The following is a 17,524-nucleotide window of genomic DNA, read 5'->3' on the forward strand; positions in this document are numbered from 1 at the left end:
CTCCTGAGCCGTACTGATTTGACAGTTTTAAGAAGCTGGGCTAACTACATTGCAGTACCCAACGACCCAAGCCATAAAGGGAATCTCGTATGAGCATCAAGCCAGGCCCAAAACGAACGAACGAACGAAGATGGTACTCCGGACAAAAGGCAGCGTGTCACGCCTGAAAAGCAAAAGGATCACCCGGACCTGAAGCCCCATAGGCATAAAAAGGGGGAGTAACACATAAAGCAGCTCGCAGGAGCTGCTTTTTATTTTAGAAACGGCGGGCCGGCGCATCGAAGGGAACGTTTCACTAGAAAGCTGAGAAATACCGACCGTTCTCCCTCGAAAAATGCCCGTTAGCAAAAGCGTTCGCTATTCTTCAAGTTCGCGCTATGAGCGTTGTTCAGGCTGATTGAATCCGCTGTGAATATGGCTCAAAGAAGAGGCTCCCGTGAGGAGCCTTTTTTATGCCTTGGAAATGACATCGTGAATACTTTGAGCGCATTCGATTAGTTAGCGGCGATTTTACGAAATGGTTTTTAACCCAATCCAGGCTGCATGATTCACTCTGGGCGTGAGAGAACATATTAAGTAGAACAAGGCATTTAATTCCCGAGTTAACCTGAAGCCCGAACGAAAAAGTTATTTATTTAAACCCATCTCAAGGATTCAGAAAGAACGATTCGGTGGTTGAACTGTGTTCCTAAAAGGTCCGTTGGCACGCTTAAAACCACCGACTTTCAAAACTGTAAATAATCTTTGCAAAGCGTCGCTTTGTCATTGGCCGCCAAAACAGGCCATACAATATGCAAAGAGAATCCTACCAATGACCACCTACACAAAGAAATCAGCTTCGAAAACCACCCAGCCTTATTGGACTGCGACAAAGTTCCGAAATCTGCTTATCCTTCTGATGGCGCTTCCACGCTTCAGCGTTCCTCTGATCAACGTCGATCAAAGCACAGTCATTAACCAATCGTTCTACAATGTCCAAACGAAGCCATTTGCGGAAGCTCCCCCAATGAACAAGCTTGACCCAGAGACAATCCAAAAGCAGCTTGAATTGTGGGAAGCAGCAACCGCGGCGCAGCGGCGGTATGCCGAGGCTCAAGCCACGGCCTCAGCAGAGCGTTTGGAAGAGCTGCGTCAGCAAGCTGAATTTTTGACATCAGCTGCTAGCTCGTACCACCTCGATAGCATGTCGAGCGACAAAAAAATTCGACATTAACTCCACTGGCTGGCAGTGATTCGAAGGCAGCCCTTCCTAAGCCCTTAAAAAAGTCGATGCGTCCAATTTACCTTTTCAATTGGGCGCATCCACACATTCCTCTTACGTGCTGAGAAAAGCGATCGCTGCGTCCCCCAGTACAGCTTACCAAAAAGGCACCATTGGGGTACCTTTGGGGTATCACGTGACGTGTGGCATCTTATAAATAGGCACCGATCACAGAAAAAATTATTCTATAATGAAGATGATAAAAAACAGGCTCTGCAGAAAAGTAAATGCGAATGAACGTACCGGCCCTTTGCCTGGCCGTTTTGGCTCAATCAAACAATGTAAGGCCTATCGGCTGTCGAAAAGCTATCGATCACTGAATGGGAAAGAGTGAGTATCCGGCACCTCAACATCGAGGCTTGCCATTCAATCGCGGCGAGCTTCATCGCTCGAAAATAGACGATAGGCCCAGATCTCAACCGTTTTGACATATTGATAGTGCTCAACTTTTCTAATTTGACAAATCAGGGAAAAGAAATGCCAGCATTCAAAGGAAAAAACCTGCGCTCCGGCGACTTAGCCGAGCAACTGGGAACATTACTTCTGCAAAACCTTGCGCTGGTAGCACCTGTTCCACGTACAGAAGATGTAGGCGTGGATGTGGTCGCTACACTACTCGAAGACTTTGATAACCGCCGGTTCAAAGCAACGAACAGCTTCTACGTCCAAATTAAGTCGAGTTCCGTTGACTCAATCGAGTACAAAAACGAAGAAATTGAATGGCTCTTTGCTCTGGAGCTGCCGTTTTTCATTGCAAGGGTGAATAAATGCCAACTGCGGATCGAGTTATATTGCTGTCACGCCCTGCATGAGGCGTTCGTGGTCAATCAAGGTCGTAAGACACTGCGAATCGAATTCGGAAATGGCTCGAAAGCCGACGAAATCATGGCTCCAGACGCCGTGGTGAATGTCGGCCCACCAGTGTTCTCTTGGTCCATGGATGACGTCGACAAGGTCACCGATCTACGTAGCAAATTCAGCGCAGTATGCAAGGCCCACATAGAGGTTGCGAAGCTATCCATGGAGTTGCGTCGCGTCGGACGTGTAGAGACTCTTATCTGGAAAGAGAAAGAAATGCCGGTGGTGATGGGGTTCAGGTCAATTGATCCACACACACGTGAAAAGATTCAAGACATCAGTAATATTGCCATCCCATATTTGGTTCCCTTTCTGGATCTTTGCGTACGGTATGAAGATGATTATTGGCTGGATGAGATACTTCGTCTGACGCAAGAGCGCAGGCTGCTGCTATATACGTCTAGAACGAAGCCGGAGTCACCAGATACTGAAGTTCCAATGCCTGAAGAGTTTCAGTTTATTTTGAAGCGCCGGGCGGAAGATGCCGTGATCATCGAACGGTACCTGAAGGAGCACGAGATAAAGTTTGGTGAAAAGGAATGATGTACGCTCTCCGCTCTAGCTCGTTTAGCACTGAAGAAGGAATTTCTTGAGCACGACTGGCGAACCCGTGCATTGCACCGTTCGCACCAACACACATCGAAGCATGAGAAGCACGGAGAGACTACAGCAGGCTGAAGCTCGCTACCGCGCTGCAACTGAAAGCGGCGGTCGGTACAAAGCTAGGGAGAACGGCCCAGTTATGCGTGCGGTAACAGCCGAGATCAGACTCACCGACCAGAAGCGTGGCGGTGGCGAAACGGCCATCCGTAGCGCCTCGGGTCAGGTCAACCATAGCCGTCTGGCCAGCGGTTATTTTTCATTACAGGTCGGTACCACCACGGCCTGAGTCTGCACCTCCAGACTGTAGGATCGGCTAAGATTCCACACAAGAATAGCCCCCGCGCGCCCCGCAGATTTTCATGATCTGCACTGCGTACATGGGGGTTAGTTTTTGTGCTCTCAAGCAGCTATTCTTCTGCCAGAATTTATCCGCCGATGACTAGGTCCGCTGCCTGGCCTGCGCGGATCAACCCTGAATTGCTCTGTCGATTAGTCCAAGCACTCTCAAATCTGTGCGATGCGCTAGGCCCCTTGTAAACCACTTTTTTCACTGTTAACCAACGTGGTTTACAGTGAAAAAAAGTGGCTTACATCGACGTCATGCTCCATGGGCTTACCGCCTTAACAGATCTCCCAGGACCTCCCTGGCAAGCTCTACCCTCGCCATATTTCGGACCGCCCGATCGGCCGGCGTATTGATGAGGCGCTCGAATCCATCCGGGTCGAACTGGATTTCTTGCCGATAGATTTCGACTGGGCCACTCCTTCGCTTTTGCGACAGCACTAATCTCATGCTCTCGCTCAAGCCTGATGTCTCACTACCCCGGATGATTCGGTGCTTGATAAAGCTCATCTCAAGGTCGAGATAGCCGCCCCTGGTCCCTGCAGATGCGCTTGGGAACAATCGCCCGTCCTCGTTGATCGCCGCCTCTGGTACATGGGTCTTGATAGCGTTGGCCAGCTCAAGATTCTTGCTCACCCTCTGGGCAAAAAGGGGAGTCGCGTCCGACATGTAGGCAAAAATCCAGGGAACATTGCGTAATGTCGCGCCAGTGTAGAGATACCCCTGTTCAGCCTTATAACGCTCCAGCATGCCGCCCAAAGCCTTCTTGGAAAGCACCACTTGGGTTTGCTTCTCTAGGATGTAAACGACGCGGTCAAATTGCTCAATCAAGAGGTGGACAATTTTCCGCGGAACCCCATCAAACCTTGCTTTACGGTCCGTTTTCTCGTGCTGGCGTGGATTGAAATAAGGGCAGTTGTCACGGGCCTCGGTATCAATCGGACCAATCCCATGGATACCGGACGTAGTGTGCCTCCCAAACGGATTCTTAACGTTGGGCGGTAACTGGTATAGCCCCATCAGCTGAATTGGATTGTCGCACCGAGGGCAAACCGCGAATTGCGCGAGCTTGTCGCCACTCCTTGGTTGATACCAAGGTGCCCTTCGGAGGGTATCTAACTCGAATGCATCCTTGTCGATGGGTTTACCGCCCGTGTCTTGGGCGTGGAGCTTGTACTCGTTCATTGCCGTTGGGCCTCTCTAAATCAAGCCTCCCAGATGGTACTTACCCCTGCCTCGCGTGGACAGTCCGCCGACAGCAAGCTCAGCCTGAATGGTCCTGTGGTGACGATACCGGGTAGAGGACATGATCAGCCTCTAATCGCGACGAATTCGTTAGCGGCCGCAACCTTTGCTTTGCTCGCCTTTGTAGGCTTTCCAGCTAGCCTCTCAGGGTTAAACGCTGGCCATCTATCGCCAAGCCCTCGGACCAAATAACGATTGGTCCGATCCTGTTCCGTGTTCCCAGGTTCGTAGTAATCAGCTTGTTTGTACGAAATCAGCTCCAAGTGATACAGGCGATTCAACGAGCCCGGGATCTGATGCATAGGCACGCCAGCCAACCTTGAGATGGTTGAGTAGTTGATGGTGGCGATGTTGAAATTGTCTTTGCTTCTGAACGCACAGATGACCAGGAAAACCTTCAACGCATACAGGCTCAGCGCGCTGAACTCGAACTGGTGCAGCACCAGTAGCTGAGTCTTGCTTCCATCGTAAAGCCTAGATTTGGGCAGCTTCCCATGAAAGCGCTCCTCCCAGCCTGCCATCTGCAAAATCGTCCCTTCGCATAGAGGCTTGTCATATTTCTCAAGCAGCCCCGCTTCTACCAGGCGTTTGAGTGATCGAGCAACGATCGGCCTCGACAACCCGGATAGAGCAATCAATTTTGGGTATGTCGTTTTCACCTGCCCCGTGTAGTAGTCCGCAATCATGCACAAGCTGATGAAGAGCCTGAGGGCGCCAAGGCTCTTGTTTTGCTCCAGCTGACAGCGTTCACCATCTCCCAATCGGCTATCAAAGACGGCGACACCACCGCTTTGAATCCACTTGATGGGGAGCCGAGCAAAGTCAGCCTTGACTTGAGTCTTCATATATCAGCTCCGTTTCCATACGACGGCGACGACTGCCACCGAAAGGGTGATCACTGCACAAAGTGCCAAGTTAAGGGGATCCGCTGTGAGTGCGGCCGAAAAAATGGTGCTGAATGAATCCATGATGGAGGGCTCCGAAACCAGTGCAGAATCCATTTCACATCCTTCCCCCAACAGCATCTAGATGATCCATTATTGAAAAATCTCAAGCAAGCCCTTGTGATTCAAGGCCTTGAGCAATTTCTTATTAGTTAATTTCAGCACGCCTTACCTGCAAAAAACCGCCTTCAAAAGTGCTAAAATGAATCAAAATCGTCGAATTGAAAGGTGCCGTATGGTGGGTTTCATTGAGCAAGATCTGGGGGAGAGGCTGAGAGCTTCCGAAGCGGTTCCTTACGTCAGGCGAATAGCTGGCGGCTACTTCGTGTTGGAGATTTCAACACCTGACGGGGTGCATATCCTGCAGCGGCAACGAGGCGGTGATCGGGTCTTCAAGACTTTTGAAACGCTCCTCGGCCTACTCGCCAAGCAAGGCGTCATAGAGTTCGCCATTGTGCTGGACGAGGCAAAAGTCATTCCAGGAGGGCCACCGCCCCCCTGGCTGGCACGTCCCCAGCATGATCAGACGTCTCACGCATCTTGGCGGCATGATTTCGATATACCTTTTTGAGCTCTCTGCTCATTAGGTAGCGTAGAAAAGGCGTTTCATTCAGTGCAGACAGCAGTGAAGCGTGAAAAGTCATAACCTCGGGGCTCGGTCCGAAAAGCACAGCGAAAAAGGACGCACGGTTTTGGGTCGCGGCGACATCTTCGTTGTGCTTTGATGCCTAAGTGCTATGTCGCATGACTCCCGATGCAGGACCGAGACAATGGATGCAAAGGCAAGACTGGCTGTAAGCGCTGTGGGGATTTCACTCCTGATTGGATCAGTGCTGTGCGCCCACTCCACTATCAGCTTGATTCTTTTCGCTTGGGACATGACTGGTGAGCTTGGCTTCCGAGAAGTCTTTGGCTACCTGGTCGCCACTACTGTAGCGAGCGGCTTGTCATTTCTGACAATTCTCACGTTCATCGTGGTCGGCGCTTTGATAGCTGTAGCACCATGGGTTGAGTTCGATACCGGCGACGCATGCGCGGTCGCCAAGAATCAATAGCCAGAGGCGTCAGCAAAGAAAATTTAGACCATCCTCCTCACCCAGGTACTGGGTCAATAGCTGTAACGCCCCCTTTCGGGGGCTTACAGTTCAGCCTCGCATACGAATATTTATGTGGCAGAAGCCAGCGCCTTCCGCCCTCGATTTCAATCGAAAATTGGTCCGAGCCGCTTGCGATTCAACTCGCTCATAAACAATCCATAGATGTGGTCGTATTCCTTGGCCTTCGTTTCGATCGCAGTAACCTTGTGGAACCGGAAGGATTTAGCAACGACGACGAGCCTAGCCGATGGTCCAAATGGGTTGTGAGCAAGCGTTTCCCTCCCGACAGGACCGTCTGCTGGGTCAGGATTCTCCGGAGGCACATAGGAAAGTAGGCTGGATTCGGGGAAAAGAACCACGTTTGTCCCTACCTCGCCCGTTTGGACAGAGGGGAACACCAGTCCATCCACGTACTTACCAAAACGCAACCGGAGGTATTCGAAAACAACCTGCGTGGACAGATAGCTCAACTCGTCGTTTCGTGCTTTAGGGCGAGACATCTTCTTGACCAAAGAGCCAAGGAAAGCCTTCCGATGCAGCGAGTCGCGGTATCCCTCATCCAACATCGTAAGCTCTGGAGGCTCAGCTCGATCCAGTACGGTGAGGTCCAACAGCTTCAGTACGCTAATAGGGGTCAGGGCAGCGCTGACCACGTGGTCGCCAGTGATAGAGCGGATTTCGCTGAGGCAGGTTTCCCGCTCAAACGCGCAGTACAGTGCAGAAATTCCGTTCGGGGTCATACGCTGACTGCTAGCAAGGCTCTTAGGCGTGGGGCCAAATTCTCCGGCTGGATCACCAATAATTTTCTCTGCCTGCTCCTGGTCCCGGGCAAGACGTGCCCGGTAAAGGAACTGCCCCTCAGCAATGGTGCGAATCACTGCAGGTTTGAGCTCGCCGCTTTCGGTCACCAGCAGTGAAAAGACGGAGTCGAGAAACTCGCCAGCCCCCGTATTGAAATAGCGGTGTTTGTAGTGAACATCGTTCACGAACGCCTTCCAGCGTTCCTCGTAAAAATTCTGCTCCAATGTACCGTCATCGCTATAGAAATGCGTTTCGTTGGCTTGATCATCAATGTTGAATTCACTCGGAACACCATCACACAGATCGTCAAAGTAGGGCTCTTCACCAAGATCAAACCACTCCGACAGAACGACACCGATATCTGAGACGTTGATGAAGTCCGATCCACACTCGTACAGCAGGCCGAGCTCGTAGTGGGATAGGTCATCCTTGGTAGCGACGTTCTCTGCGACGCGTTCATACACGTAGTCGAACAACCGCTGTGACTCGATGACTTGCCCATGACGGCTGCAGTACCTGCAGTTGGCTTCAGCCTCGGACGAGTCAAACAGCTTTTTCAGTGGAGCCGGTTTTACACAATCAACACAAATCATAGGTGCTACCTGAGCCTTCTTTTCTAAGCCGTCTGCAGCTACAACGGCGCTTTTTATCCGGGTGGCAGATGCCGTGAATCTGACCCTTTGAACCGCTGGTAGAAGCACCTTTCCGCTCTGACGCTCCCTTCACGGTCGAAAATGAAAGAGACGAACGGTCACTCCCTGTGCTGACTGTAGCCAGATGGCGATTTCCGTGGGCATCAGCCGAATCCATACTCCCATCAGCAGACAACATGAGCTCGAACCGCATTTCGCAGCCCACCAGTCGTTTGCCAGTGTGTAAACCTACCTGTAAACTGTCAATCAAAGTGTCAAGCTGAGTAATCGAGATGGGAACGAAATACGCAAACGCCCCGGTCTACTTCACCATCGGCCAGGTGCGTCACAACACCCTGCTGTCGCTGAAGTCCTACCTTCCGGCGATCCAGGAGCGCATGCGAAAGGCTGGTTACCCTGATTTCAACAGCGCCCAGCAGATGCAGTTCTCTTTTGGCGCAGTTACTGGTGGTGATGACACGCAACCTTTCAAGCCGGGCGTTCAGCAGATCGAAAGCTATACGTTCTCCAATCTCGAAGGCACCCAAGGCTTTCTGCTGGAACCGAGTGCGCTATCGTTCCGCTGCACCGAATACGAGACCTTTCCAGAATTCTATGCCGAGCTGGAACGAGGCCTGAAGATCTTGGAGGAAGCAGTCGATGGCCTGGCTTATTTTGAGCGCTTAGGCCTGAGATACCTTGATGCGGTTGTACCTGCAGAAGGGGAGACCTTGCAGCAGTATCTTGCTCGTGAGGTGTGGGGTACTCCTGCCTCACTAGACCTGGGGCAGGTATACCAGTTCGAAGGACAGCCGCTGACGTATAACCACTCGTTTGCCGAGTCGTCGGCCACCATTCCTAACATTGGGCAGGTGGTGTCGCGGGTGATTGTCCAGAACAGCGAGCTGCGCTTCCCACCAGATCTATTGCCCGCCCCGCTCAAGATTGGTCATCGCTTCAGCGAGCTCAATGGACAGCATGCAACCGTCGACGTCGACGCCAGTTTTTCTGAGCGCCGAAAATACGATTCGGCTGAAATTAGAGATAGGTTCCAACACCTTCACGACCTCGTTAAGTTGTTCTTTAACGCGACCGTGACGGACCACGCACGGACAGCATGGAGTTAACCTATGAACACGATGTATGCACCATCCCCAAGCCCGGGGCTGGCAGACCGATCCTTCAATGTCGCTAGTCGGCATCTCGAAGCTGAACGCGAGAAAGCCAAGAGCTCCACAGGAAGCACTGCGTTAGCTTGGGGCTATGGACTGACCGTTGCCTTCGCTTTGTGCATTGGCACCTTGGCACCGCAACCTCAGCCTCGTGAGAGCCGAGAAAGCAGGGAATTCAGAGCATCAATTCAAGGCAACGCCAAGCTTGAATCCGCAGTTGCTCCGAGGACAGCTGCAGAAGCGTTGTCTTATGTGCGCACCACTTTGAAACCAGCGGTGACTGAATTGGCATCGATCTTCGGAGTTTCGAGGCAGGCTATCTACAACTGGCAAGCCGGTGAGCACATCTCAGAGGGCAACGAAGCTCTGCTCTACGAACTGGCCGCAGCCGCCGATCGTATCGTGGCCCACCCGCTCGCAGGACAAATGAACGCTAAGCGGAAGCTTCCAGGCGGTAGATCTCTATTTGAAGCCGTTGCCGGCGGCATGTCAGGTGTAGAGGCTGCTGGAAAACTCATCGCCATGGCTGAAAAGGAAGGCGCACAGCGCGCAGCCATGGATTCGAGACTGAAGAGCCGAAATCGGGCCGCCGTAGACCTCGCGTCGGTCGGCTCGCCGCATTTGAAAGACAGAGCATGAGGTAGCAGTTGATGGTGAGCTGGAGTCGATCTACCCCGTGGCGACAAGGATACATTGTCGATAGCGAAACACTCGCCCAGCTCGGCATCATCATCGACGGCGATGGCCAGGAAAAAGTCATTGCCGTTGTTGCTACACACGACTGTGACCTTGCACAGGCATCTGCAGGCGAGCCGGAAGTGGAGCTGATCTTAGGCAGAATCCTGGCTGAGAAGCTTGATGGCAATTACACACACTGTAAAACCGCCAGGCGGCTGCACCTGGAGCTGACTGGAACAGATCAGCACCTCCTCTGTGAGTTCGATGCGAGCAAACGGGTTCGGATCCCCAAGGAACATCAGGATCCCTCCAAAGCCTTTATCTCCTATGAGCCGGCTCGCACCTTTTTGATGAGCGGACAGGAGCGAAGCATCTTCCAGCGCTGGCTGGCTGCAAGGTATCGCCGCTCTTCATTTCCAGACGAATTTGATCGTCGCCTGAGAGACACCAAGGTAGCTGAGCGCCTCGCCAAACTCTTCAAAGACTCCGGCAACCACATCCCGGCCGTATTCTTCGACGTTGATCAGGGAATGGAGAGGACCAGAGACGGATCAGATGATCTCTACGAGCTCTCGGTCCTGGTTCTCTACAAGACTGACGAAGACCCTGAGATTGCTGAAGAGGCAGCTCAAGCTGCAGTAAAAGCTATCGAGGAGCTTTTCCAGAGCCGGTGCAGAACCGGGGAAGACAAGACTTGGAAGTGGATTGAGCTCATTGAAATCGATGTGATTTCTGATGAAGCGCTGACATACAGTCAATCGCTCAATCTGACACGCTGGCAGGCTGACTATGTGAGCCTGAGAAGCGCCCCGGAACAGCCAATTCTTGACGATTGAGCCACAACTCCTCATTTTTTCGGCCAAGAGCCTGAAAATCAAAGGAAAAAATAGGGGGAGGGGTTGACACCAGAATGATATGACGAGATACTTATAATTGCCGATAGTTATTTCTTTCGACAAAAAAGCCCACCAATGTTTGCAGCATTGGCAGGCCATTTGAACCGTGCACTGGATGTTTTTGCAGAACTCCAAAGCACAATTAGAAAACAAACCCGGAGGTCAGGTTTCCACACTCGGAAAGAGATTCTACGTACATCTTTATCTCTTTACAACACCTGCTTGACTAGCGGCATTTGCAGATGCCGCAGGTATCTCCGGGTTCTCTCATTAGGAGATCCCGTATGACCATGATTTGCAGACCCTTCATTACCCTCCGCAACGGCAAACGCCTTTTTGCACACGAGGTTGGTAAAACCGCGTTCTGCTTTGAGGTAGATGAAGTTCGGAAGGCTAAGCCACCTGAAGGGGCCGGTGAGCAAGGTACGCTCGACCTTGGGGATGAAGACGTACCTTCCAAGCCTCACTGATGTAACAAGAAGCCCGGTAAGCGTCAGCTTACCGGGCTTTTTTTGCGCATCGAATTCAGCGGCTGATCGTTCTAGCGTCAATGCATTTTTATGGAGAGCTTCACAGAGAGCTCCAGGTTTGTGCTTATCTCAGCGGCAGGCGCTGCCGCAGTGGGCACGGCATGATCAGTAGCATTCGGTAGCGCTTGGTTTATCCACAGGAGCACCACACCGCTGAGAATACGCGCGAGGGTGTTCTTTGAAATTGTGACGAAGGCATTGTGCATTTGGAGGTCCATTTCAGAAGTGGACACCTATTAAATAGCTCTCAAGGCCGTGCCACCACCACCCTGCGAAAATATGCTCAAGTCCCAGACTGGGACTTGAGGATTACCCACATAGATCCATCGACACCCTTTTCAGAGCCCGAGCTATTAGGCCTGGACAGACGCATGTGCATCATGTGCGTCACTGCCGTGAGCGGTCCTCCACACAAGGTAGTCGGCCAATTTCTTGCTTCGGGACCATACGTATTGTCGGCAGGAAGCATTCACCATTGTCGGGCCGGCAATGGGCCTGAACCGAATGTCCCATAGATGCCTGAGTGAGTCTCTCGGTGACATCCCCAAGTAAGCAGCAATCTCAGGGCCAAGGATGTACTTCTGTCTGAACGTTTCAATCGCCTTCGGAGTAACTCGGTGCTGGGTGCAACGGCCAATTTTCGCAGGATTACTTTTAAGCAGCCCCAAGCGGACACACGCGTAGGCGACTTCCTCCTTGACCCCCAGTATCGCTGCTGCTTGGGAAACCGATAATCCGGAGAAGTCAAAATCGCTTTCTCGGAAACGCTCCTGCATCCAGAGTGCGAGATCAGTTGACCTCACTAACAACTGACCCAAGGCCACTGACTCATCCTCATCGCTACGATAAGCCTGTAGGGCGCCGGATTTGATTGCCTGAAGCAATTCAACGAGACCTCCGCCTGCGGGTAGATAATGCTTGGCAGTGAAATTGATCGTTAACAGCCCCGATTCAGTTACCAGGTCGACATCACCCGGCATCAACTCATCAAGCGAATCTCTAGACACAAACCATGGGCTGCGACCCACCTGGCGCTCGCCAAAGAATTCTAGAAGGCCGGCCGAAAGGAGTTGGCGGACGCGCGTCATGCTGAGACCGAGGATCTTAGAAGCCCCGCTCAACGTGACCGCCGCATGTCTGTGATAAGACACCTCTTGAAGCTGTCCAAGGTGGACCACCCTCAGTAACCGCGAACCTCTCTTTTCCTCTCGGTGATCAATGAGCCCGCGCTGGCAGAGAGTCACCACTGCGGCTCTCGATAAACCCATCGCCTTAGCCGCGGTTTGAAGGGGTACCCACAGATGATTTTCGACCGTCTGGTGGCTGAGGTACCGATTTCGATTCGACAACGGTGCCGACCATTCTTCCAGCAGATAAGACTCAAATTCGTCGCGGACGAAGCTGAAGCAAGCGGCACTCAAACTATGATGGATATCTCGATAGATGGGACCAAAAGCGCTTGTCACTTTCCACTCTCCGGAACTGGAGTGAGCGTGCTTGAGGTCGCCGAGCAACTGCCTGAATGCGATTGGCCAATCCATGAGAATCCTGGCTGCTGCATCTGCCAACGTCCTTGAGACGCCCACTAAGGAAATTTCTGGCACCTTCAGTTGCATCAAGGTTTGAGCTCGCGTGCGCCGAACAGCTAAACGCGCCGCGAGCTCATGCAGATCGTTGAAGGGTAGTCCTGAAAGTCCGCCAGCATTCGGCAAGGGCGGTGAGTAGAACGCATTCTCCAGCGCCGAGGACAGCCACTGGCACGGTTCGCTAGCTAACCGTGTGCATTCCTCAGCGCCAGGGCTAGCAAGCGAAAACCCGCATGCTTTGCATCTGTTATCGAGCATCGAGTTATGACAGGTTTTCGAACTGCAATGTGGGCAGCAGTTTAAGAGTTCCGTTCGGTGGGAAGTACACGAGGTGACCAAAGTGATTTCCCAAGTTTCCTTCCAGTAGCCTCCCTCAGCCAGGCACTGCGCGCAGAACCTGACACTGCGCACCGACCAAATCTTAAAAGGCCTGGTTATGGGTGAGCGAAGCTCCACTGCCGCCTCATGCCAACTCCGCAGTGTACCACAATGGCGGATCCACTCTTTAACGTCAGAGTCATCCGCCTGCTTGAAAGCCCTGAGCGCGTCGGTACTGGTGAGCCCGTTAGCCCAGGCGAGCCGTTGCAAATAGCCTGAGAGGCTTTCGTCGTGATGAGGTCGAGGGTTAATTAGAAGACCAAACATTCCTACACATCCATGAAATTGAAGACATAAAGATCAGAGGAGTAGGGCCGGGCTACACCCAGCCCTCGTCATTAGCACTAGTACTCTTCAACTTCCGCGAACGGCTCGTCCATCCCAATCAGTGGCTGGAAATTGAAACTCGCACTGAAGGGGTTACGTTCCTCTGTGGCTCTGCTCCAAACCTCATCCTCGAACGCCTCAGCGAGCACGGGTAGCTCAATTCCTGCTAAGCCACGGCTTATGACCAGCCAGACGGCTCGATCCACGACCTTGATGAGGTAATCAATCAAGCCATAGGAGGCCAGGTGAAAGCGTTTGATCATTGTTGGCTCAATGAAACTCACCGTAGGAACAGGCAGTTCGCCCTGAATCGCCCCAAGAAGCATCACGAACTGGACTGAGGATTTGCCGGTCAAGGTGAAGCGGTCATAATCCACCGTGGCCGAAAACCTGCGGCGCAGTTGCTCGTTCGCTTTAAGTAAACGCTCAGTACGCTTCAGACCAAGCAAAACGAACGTGATGCTCGTATCGTTCATCAAGCTCTTGATCCAGTCTGCTGTCTCATAAGCGCCGTGTCGGTGATAGTCGACCAGATGCTGTACCTCATCGAGCGCTACCACCTCCACACCGAGATTCTTCAAGAGCAGGACCACACGGGCAAATTTAACCTCGCCAGAATGTCCCCGCGCTGTTGCGAATGGATCCTTAAGCGCTGCCAGCATCGCTGCCGCGAGACTCTTCTTGGTGGGCGACGAAGGTATCTCTACAAACAAAACAGTCCGTTTTTCTGAATCAATGCTGCCGGCATCCTCTAATGACCGGATGTATTCCATGATCAGAGTGCTTTTGCCTACGCCACTAGGGCCCTGAATCAGTAAACCGTTACTGGTCCCGGCACGCCGACTATCGGCGTGAACCTCGCTGAGACGGGTCAACGCTCGTACCGCCTGGGAGCTGTGGATAAACCTGTGTCGTAGCGAGAAGGTGAGTTTTGGCGACTCAGAGACATTCATGGTTTGTTACTCCCTGCAGGCGAACGAACCGAAACTTTGAAAGCAGCAGCGGGTGGTATGTGATCAATGGAATCGTCGCCCCATTCCATTTCGCCGAGTACTTTAGGAGGAGGCCCGATCTCGCTCTTGCGACCTTCTTTATCAATTTTGGCTCGGGCAGCTTCGCGTCTCTGCCTGAGCTTCTGCGAAAGGCGAGCCTCTTCGACATCCTCCATGATTTCCTGATAGCACTGGTGAGTAGCTTCGAAGCTGGGTTGCTCACCGTATTTCTCCCGCAGTGCTTTTTCTGCAACCCTCCACAGCTCCCGGCTCTTGCCAACCATGCGCTCGTCTTTAGCTGGTACTTGAAAGAACAAGTTTCTGAAGCGATCGTGCACCCAAACGTGTCCGGCCTCATCGCGATAACGAACGTTAACCTTCTCACCCTCTGCCAGACGCATACGCAGTTCCGCGAGCTCCGTGGAGTGATAGAACAACTTTCCAATCTCGACTCCGTAATGGTGAACCTTCACCGAGCTGCGCTTGGCCAAGATGCATTCCAACGAATCTAGGTCGACGGGGAGTGAGATGACGTGATTCGCCTCGCTGGTCGCCCAGACCTGGGCAGGAGTCAGCATCGCTAGTCCCCGGTGCGGCGTTTGGTGATAACCATCCACGATCCATTTCACCAGCACCGCTTCCAGTTGGGGCAGAGTGAAGCAAGCATTCTTCTCTGAGTCGTAGTCACCACGTTGTTGAATATTCGAGAAGGTGGTCCCAGGTAGGTTATGAATCAGCCCCAGGTTCTGGGTACTGAAAAAACGTTCTACCGCACCTTTCTTCTGAGGAGCCCTGGAAGCGGGGTACATAATCTCAATACCCAGTTCGTTGAACCCCATGATGAGATCACCAGCGTGAAATTCAGCTGCGTTGTCCGGAACGATCCGTGTCGGTAAGCCTCGGGCCCACCATTCATTCCGCACCTTAGGAAAGCGCGTGAGCAGCTCGGCTTTGGGACGAATAGCGCGCTCAATGACCCGAAGAACGGTCTCTGTGTTCGGCGCCGAGAGGTGAAGCAGATAGCCCATCACCATCCGGGAGAATCGGTCCATGACAATCGTCAGGTAGGGGCGTCCGATACAGAGTCCCGTGGTTTCATCCACCAGCTGTACGTCTAGTTGAGTGTGATCAATCTCCCACCGCTCCAAGATCTCATGAACGCGCAGCATACCTATGGCCGTACGGTGTTTTTGCTTGGCGGCGTGTTTCCCTAACCTGGCCTCATCAACCAGGTATGGATCCAGCCGTGCGAGGTACCTTCGGACGGTCATTCCACATGGCATCTTTAGCTGATCGGAAGGCAATCGAGACAGGTTTTTCTGCTTCACTCGATCTTGGAACTCAGCTATGACCTTGCTGGCAGTAGGAAGCGTCGGCTTAAGGTAATGCTCTGCGATCACATCCCCGAGTATCGCCTCCAGCTCTCCTTGTATCGAGGGAGCTCGCCCCTTAAGGGCATGCTGAGGGATGAGCTTTATGACATTGTCACTTATGTATTTTGACGCCCATCGGCGAATGGTTGATATCGAGGGTGCACAAGCATCTCCAATTTTCTTGGCGATTTTCCTGAGCTCTTCGAACATATCTTCTTCACTCGGCAGCTTGTGTTGGCCACGCCCAGTAAGGGCATTCAGATACTTGCGTCGACGCAATGCCTCATCTCCGTGCTTTTTTGGGAAACACGAAATATCTGGAGGGATGTTCCGGACATACGGAACCCTCCCGAGGTAAGGCTGATCAGCAGTGACCTCAATCTCACGCCTTTCATAGCCCTGATAAAACTCTTTCTCGGACAGCTTCGTGGGTTCGCCGAGCTCATCGAAAAAGAGCAATCTCCGGTCGATGAGCCTCTTCTCAAGGACCATCAGGACGCCACGCACAATGACGACCAATTTCACCTTAAGGGAAAAGGTCTGCATGACGGTGCCCTCCCTGTAGGAAGATCGGGGAGTCAGTGTCGAGAGGCTTATTGAGTTCGATACCCACAATACCCAACCCAAGAAGACGCCAACCCGGCCTCTCACCTACAGCCAACAAAAGATCGGAAACATTCTTGGGGACCTGGTCATTAAGGACAGTGAGCACCTCCTCAAGCTTCTCACCCGAAAGCACTGGACCTCGCCGGTGAGACATCAATCGACGAAGGTTGCTAGCAAGGGGCTCTTCTTCAATCAGCTTGTCAGTGACTACCGAAAAGTTACGGCCGGTAGATATGAAATGGCGTTCAGCTGTTTCCAGCCGATCTCTGACTCTGGCTATGTTTAGGCGTTCTTCCGGCTTCACCTCAAACCACCAGTCCCGCCCATCTGAGAGGAAAACTCGTACGTCGGGGTAGTATTTGAAATACCCCTGAGCTGAGGGAACACGCTCCTCACTAGGCTGAACGACGTAGCTGATGACCGCAGGCGACAGCTCAAGAAGCCGAAAAAAAGCACCCTCCAGCTGAGATTCCCAGGGCACAGGCTTTTGATTTTTTAGCGATGGAAAATACCCGCGGTAGTGGTTAGACCGACGTGTGACTACCTTTCTCACCGTCATGAAACACCTCCAAAAATCTCGAAACAAGCGCCGCCTCTGCGCCAAAAAAGCAGAGGCGCAGGGCAGGCTAAGGGAGGCCTTTCGACAGGCAACACTGTGCCGTCGAGTGGCCTCGCTAAGGTCGAAAAGATGGGAGAGGATTGACAGGGGCTTCGAAAAAGCAGACATTGCGGTTTCTCACGTCGCAAGTCCGCTTCGCTAAGCGCGGTCAGAACCTCTCGGTTTTGGTCGCGTTTTTCTACATTTTGGCCTCCACTTTCTGCTGGAATAGTCTGGATTTAATGACTAATCCGAATTTTCAGAGATCGCCTTGATCTCTTTCTTTCTAAGCAAGACGCTTGTCACCGCACCAGCAGTTTCGATTTGATCTTAGGTTTTTGCTTCAACTGTCTGATTGGCGTAGACATCCAATCTGCAATCTAAAAAATGCGGTCATAGATCTTATTCCAACACTCTATTGAAATCTACATTTAATCCAATTTGCCAGTTTCGTGTTTCTTACAGTTTCCTGTTATCCGTATTAAATTAATACAAGCAGATTTAATTAACTGCTTTTTAGATTTCACCGCATTATTAAAGACTTGCTGGGTTCGCTACTCCCTTCCAGATTCATCCGCCGAGCCCTTCGGCCTGATCTTCACTT

General features: G+C 52.2%; 17 protein-coding genes. 9 read left to right on the forward strand and 8 right to left on the reverse strand.

Going from position 1 to position 17,524, the window contains the following annotated elements:
- The first annotated feature begins 811 nt into the window (after positions 1-811).
- The 3 genes from P0Y58_02150 (at position 812) to P0Y58_02160 (ending at position 3,008) form a co-directional block, all read left to right on the forward strand.
- The gene (locus P0Y58_02150; GenBank protein ID WEK31011.1) at positions 812-1,213 is read left to right on the forward strand and encodes a hypothetical protein; all 402 of its coding nucleotides are present in this window, start codon (positions 812-814) and stop codon (positions 1,211-1,213) included.
- Between the two features lie 525 nt (positions 1,214-1,738).
- Positions 1,739-2,662, forward strand: a complete 924-nt coding sequence (locus P0Y58_02155; protein WEK31012.1) for a hypothetical protein — start codon at positions 1,739-1,741, stop codon at positions 2,660-2,662.
- A gap of 199 nt (positions 2,663-2,861) precedes the next feature.
- Positions 2,862-3,008, forward strand: a complete 147-nt coding sequence (locus P0Y58_02160) for a hypothetical protein (GenBank protein WEK31013.1) — start codon at positions 2,862-2,864, stop codon at positions 3,006-3,008.
- 327 nt (positions 3,009-3,335) lie between these two features.
- Here P0Y58_02160 and P0Y58_02165 read toward each other — a convergent pair whose 3' ends face one another.
- Positions 3,336-4,250 carry a hypothetical protein gene (locus tag P0Y58_02165; protein ID WEK31014.1) on the reverse strand — a complete coding sequence of 305 codons (915 nt, stop codon included), beginning with the start codon at positions 4,248-4,250 and terminating at the stop codon, positions 3,336-3,338.
- Between the two features lie 125 nt (positions 4,251-4,375).
- Positions 4,376-5,155 (reverse strand): hypothetical protein, encoded by a 780-nt coding sequence (locus P0Y58_02170; protein ID WEK31015.1) that lies wholly within the window; start codon positions 5,153-5,155, stop codon positions 4,376-4,378.
- 232 nt (positions 5,156-5,387) lie between these two features.
- On the opposite strand from P0Y58_02170, the gene P0Y58_02175 reads away from it, so the two are divergent.
- On the forward strand, positions 5,388-5,825 hold the full coding sequence (locus P0Y58_02175) for a hypothetical protein (protein WEK31016.1): 438 nt from the start codon (positions 5,388-5,390) through the stop codon (positions 5,823-5,825).
- A 199-nt stretch (positions 5,826-6,024) separates the two neighbouring features.
- On the forward strand, positions 6,025-6,309 hold the full coding sequence (locus P0Y58_02180; GenBank protein WEK31017.1) for a hypothetical protein: 285 nt from the start codon (positions 6,025-6,027) through the stop codon (positions 6,307-6,309).
- A 146-nt stretch (positions 6,310-6,455) separates the two neighbouring features.
- On the opposite strand, the gene P0Y58_02185 is transcribed toward P0Y58_02180, so the two are convergent.
- Complete coding sequence (locus P0Y58_02185; protein WEK31018.1) at positions 6,456-7,745, reverse strand: RES family NAD+ phosphorylase; 1,290 nt, start codon at positions 7,743-7,745, stop codon at positions 6,456-6,458.
- 332 nt (positions 7,746-8,077) lie between these two features.
- On the opposite strand from P0Y58_02185, the gene P0Y58_02190 reads away from it, so the two are divergent.
- From P0Y58_02190 to P0Y58_02205, 4 genes are all read left to right on the forward strand, one after another.
- Positions 8,078-8,911, forward strand: a complete 834-nt coding sequence (locus tag P0Y58_02190; protein ID WEK31019.1) for a TIGR04255 family protein — start codon at positions 8,078-8,080, stop codon at positions 8,909-8,911.
- A gap of 3 nt (positions 8,912-8,914) precedes the next feature.
- Positions 8,915-9,595 carry a Cro/Cl family transcriptional regulator gene (locus tag P0Y58_02195; GenBank protein WEK31020.1) on the forward strand — a complete coding sequence of 227 codons (681 nt, stop codon included), beginning with the start codon at positions 8,915-8,917 and terminating at the stop codon, positions 9,593-9,595.
- Between the two features lie 11 nt (positions 9,596-9,606).
- Positions 9,607-10,470 carry a hypothetical protein gene (locus tag P0Y58_02200; protein ID WEK31021.1) on the forward strand — a complete coding sequence of 288 codons (864 nt, stop codon included), beginning with the start codon at positions 9,607-9,609 and terminating at the stop codon, positions 10,468-10,470.
- Between the two features lie 344 nt (positions 10,471-10,814).
- Entirely contained in the window at positions 10,815-11,000 is a 186-nt protein-coding gene (locus tag P0Y58_02205; GenBank protein WEK31022.1) for a hypothetical protein, read from the forward strand.
- A 77-nt stretch (positions 11,001-11,077) separates the two neighbouring features.
- Here P0Y58_02205 and P0Y58_02210 read toward each other — a convergent pair whose 3' ends face one another.
- From P0Y58_02210 to P0Y58_02230, 5 genes are all read right to left on the reverse strand, one after another.
- Positions 11,078-11,266: a hypothetical protein gene (locus P0Y58_02210; GenBank protein ID WEK31023.1), complete on the reverse strand. Its 189-nt coding sequence runs from the start codon at positions 11,264-11,266 to the stop codon at positions 11,078-11,080.
- A 147-nt stretch (positions 11,267-11,413) separates the two neighbouring features.
- Positions 11,414-12,679, reverse strand: a complete 1,266-nt coding sequence (locus tag P0Y58_02215; GenBank protein WEK31024.1) for a helix-turn-helix domain-containing protein — start codon at positions 12,677-12,679, stop codon at positions 11,414-11,416.
- A 689-nt stretch (positions 12,680-13,368) separates the two neighbouring features.
- Positions 13,369-14,304 (reverse strand): TniB family NTP-binding protein, encoded by a 936-nt coding sequence (locus tag P0Y58_02220; protein WEK31025.1) that lies wholly within the window; start codon positions 14,302-14,304, stop codon positions 13,369-13,371.
- Entirely contained in the window at positions 14,301-16,262 is a 1,962-nt protein-coding gene (locus P0Y58_02225) for a DDE-type integrase/transposase/recombinase (protein ID WEK31026.1), read from the reverse strand. Before P0Y58_02225 ends, P0Y58_02220 begins: the two co-directional genes overlap by 4 nt.
- Positions 16,243-16,881, reverse strand: coding sequence for a transposase (locus P0Y58_02230; protein WEK31027.1), 639 nt, complete (start codon positions 16,879-16,881; stop codon positions 16,243-16,245). Before P0Y58_02230 ends, P0Y58_02225 begins: the two co-directional genes overlap by 20 nt.
- Positions 16,882-17,524: the final 643 nt, after the last annotated feature.

The organism is Candidatus Pseudomonas phytovorans (genome assembly GCA_029202525.1).
GTDB lineage: Bacteria > Pseudomonadota > Gammaproteobacteria > Pseudomonadales > Pseudomonadaceae > Aquipseudomonas > Aquipseudomonas phytovorans.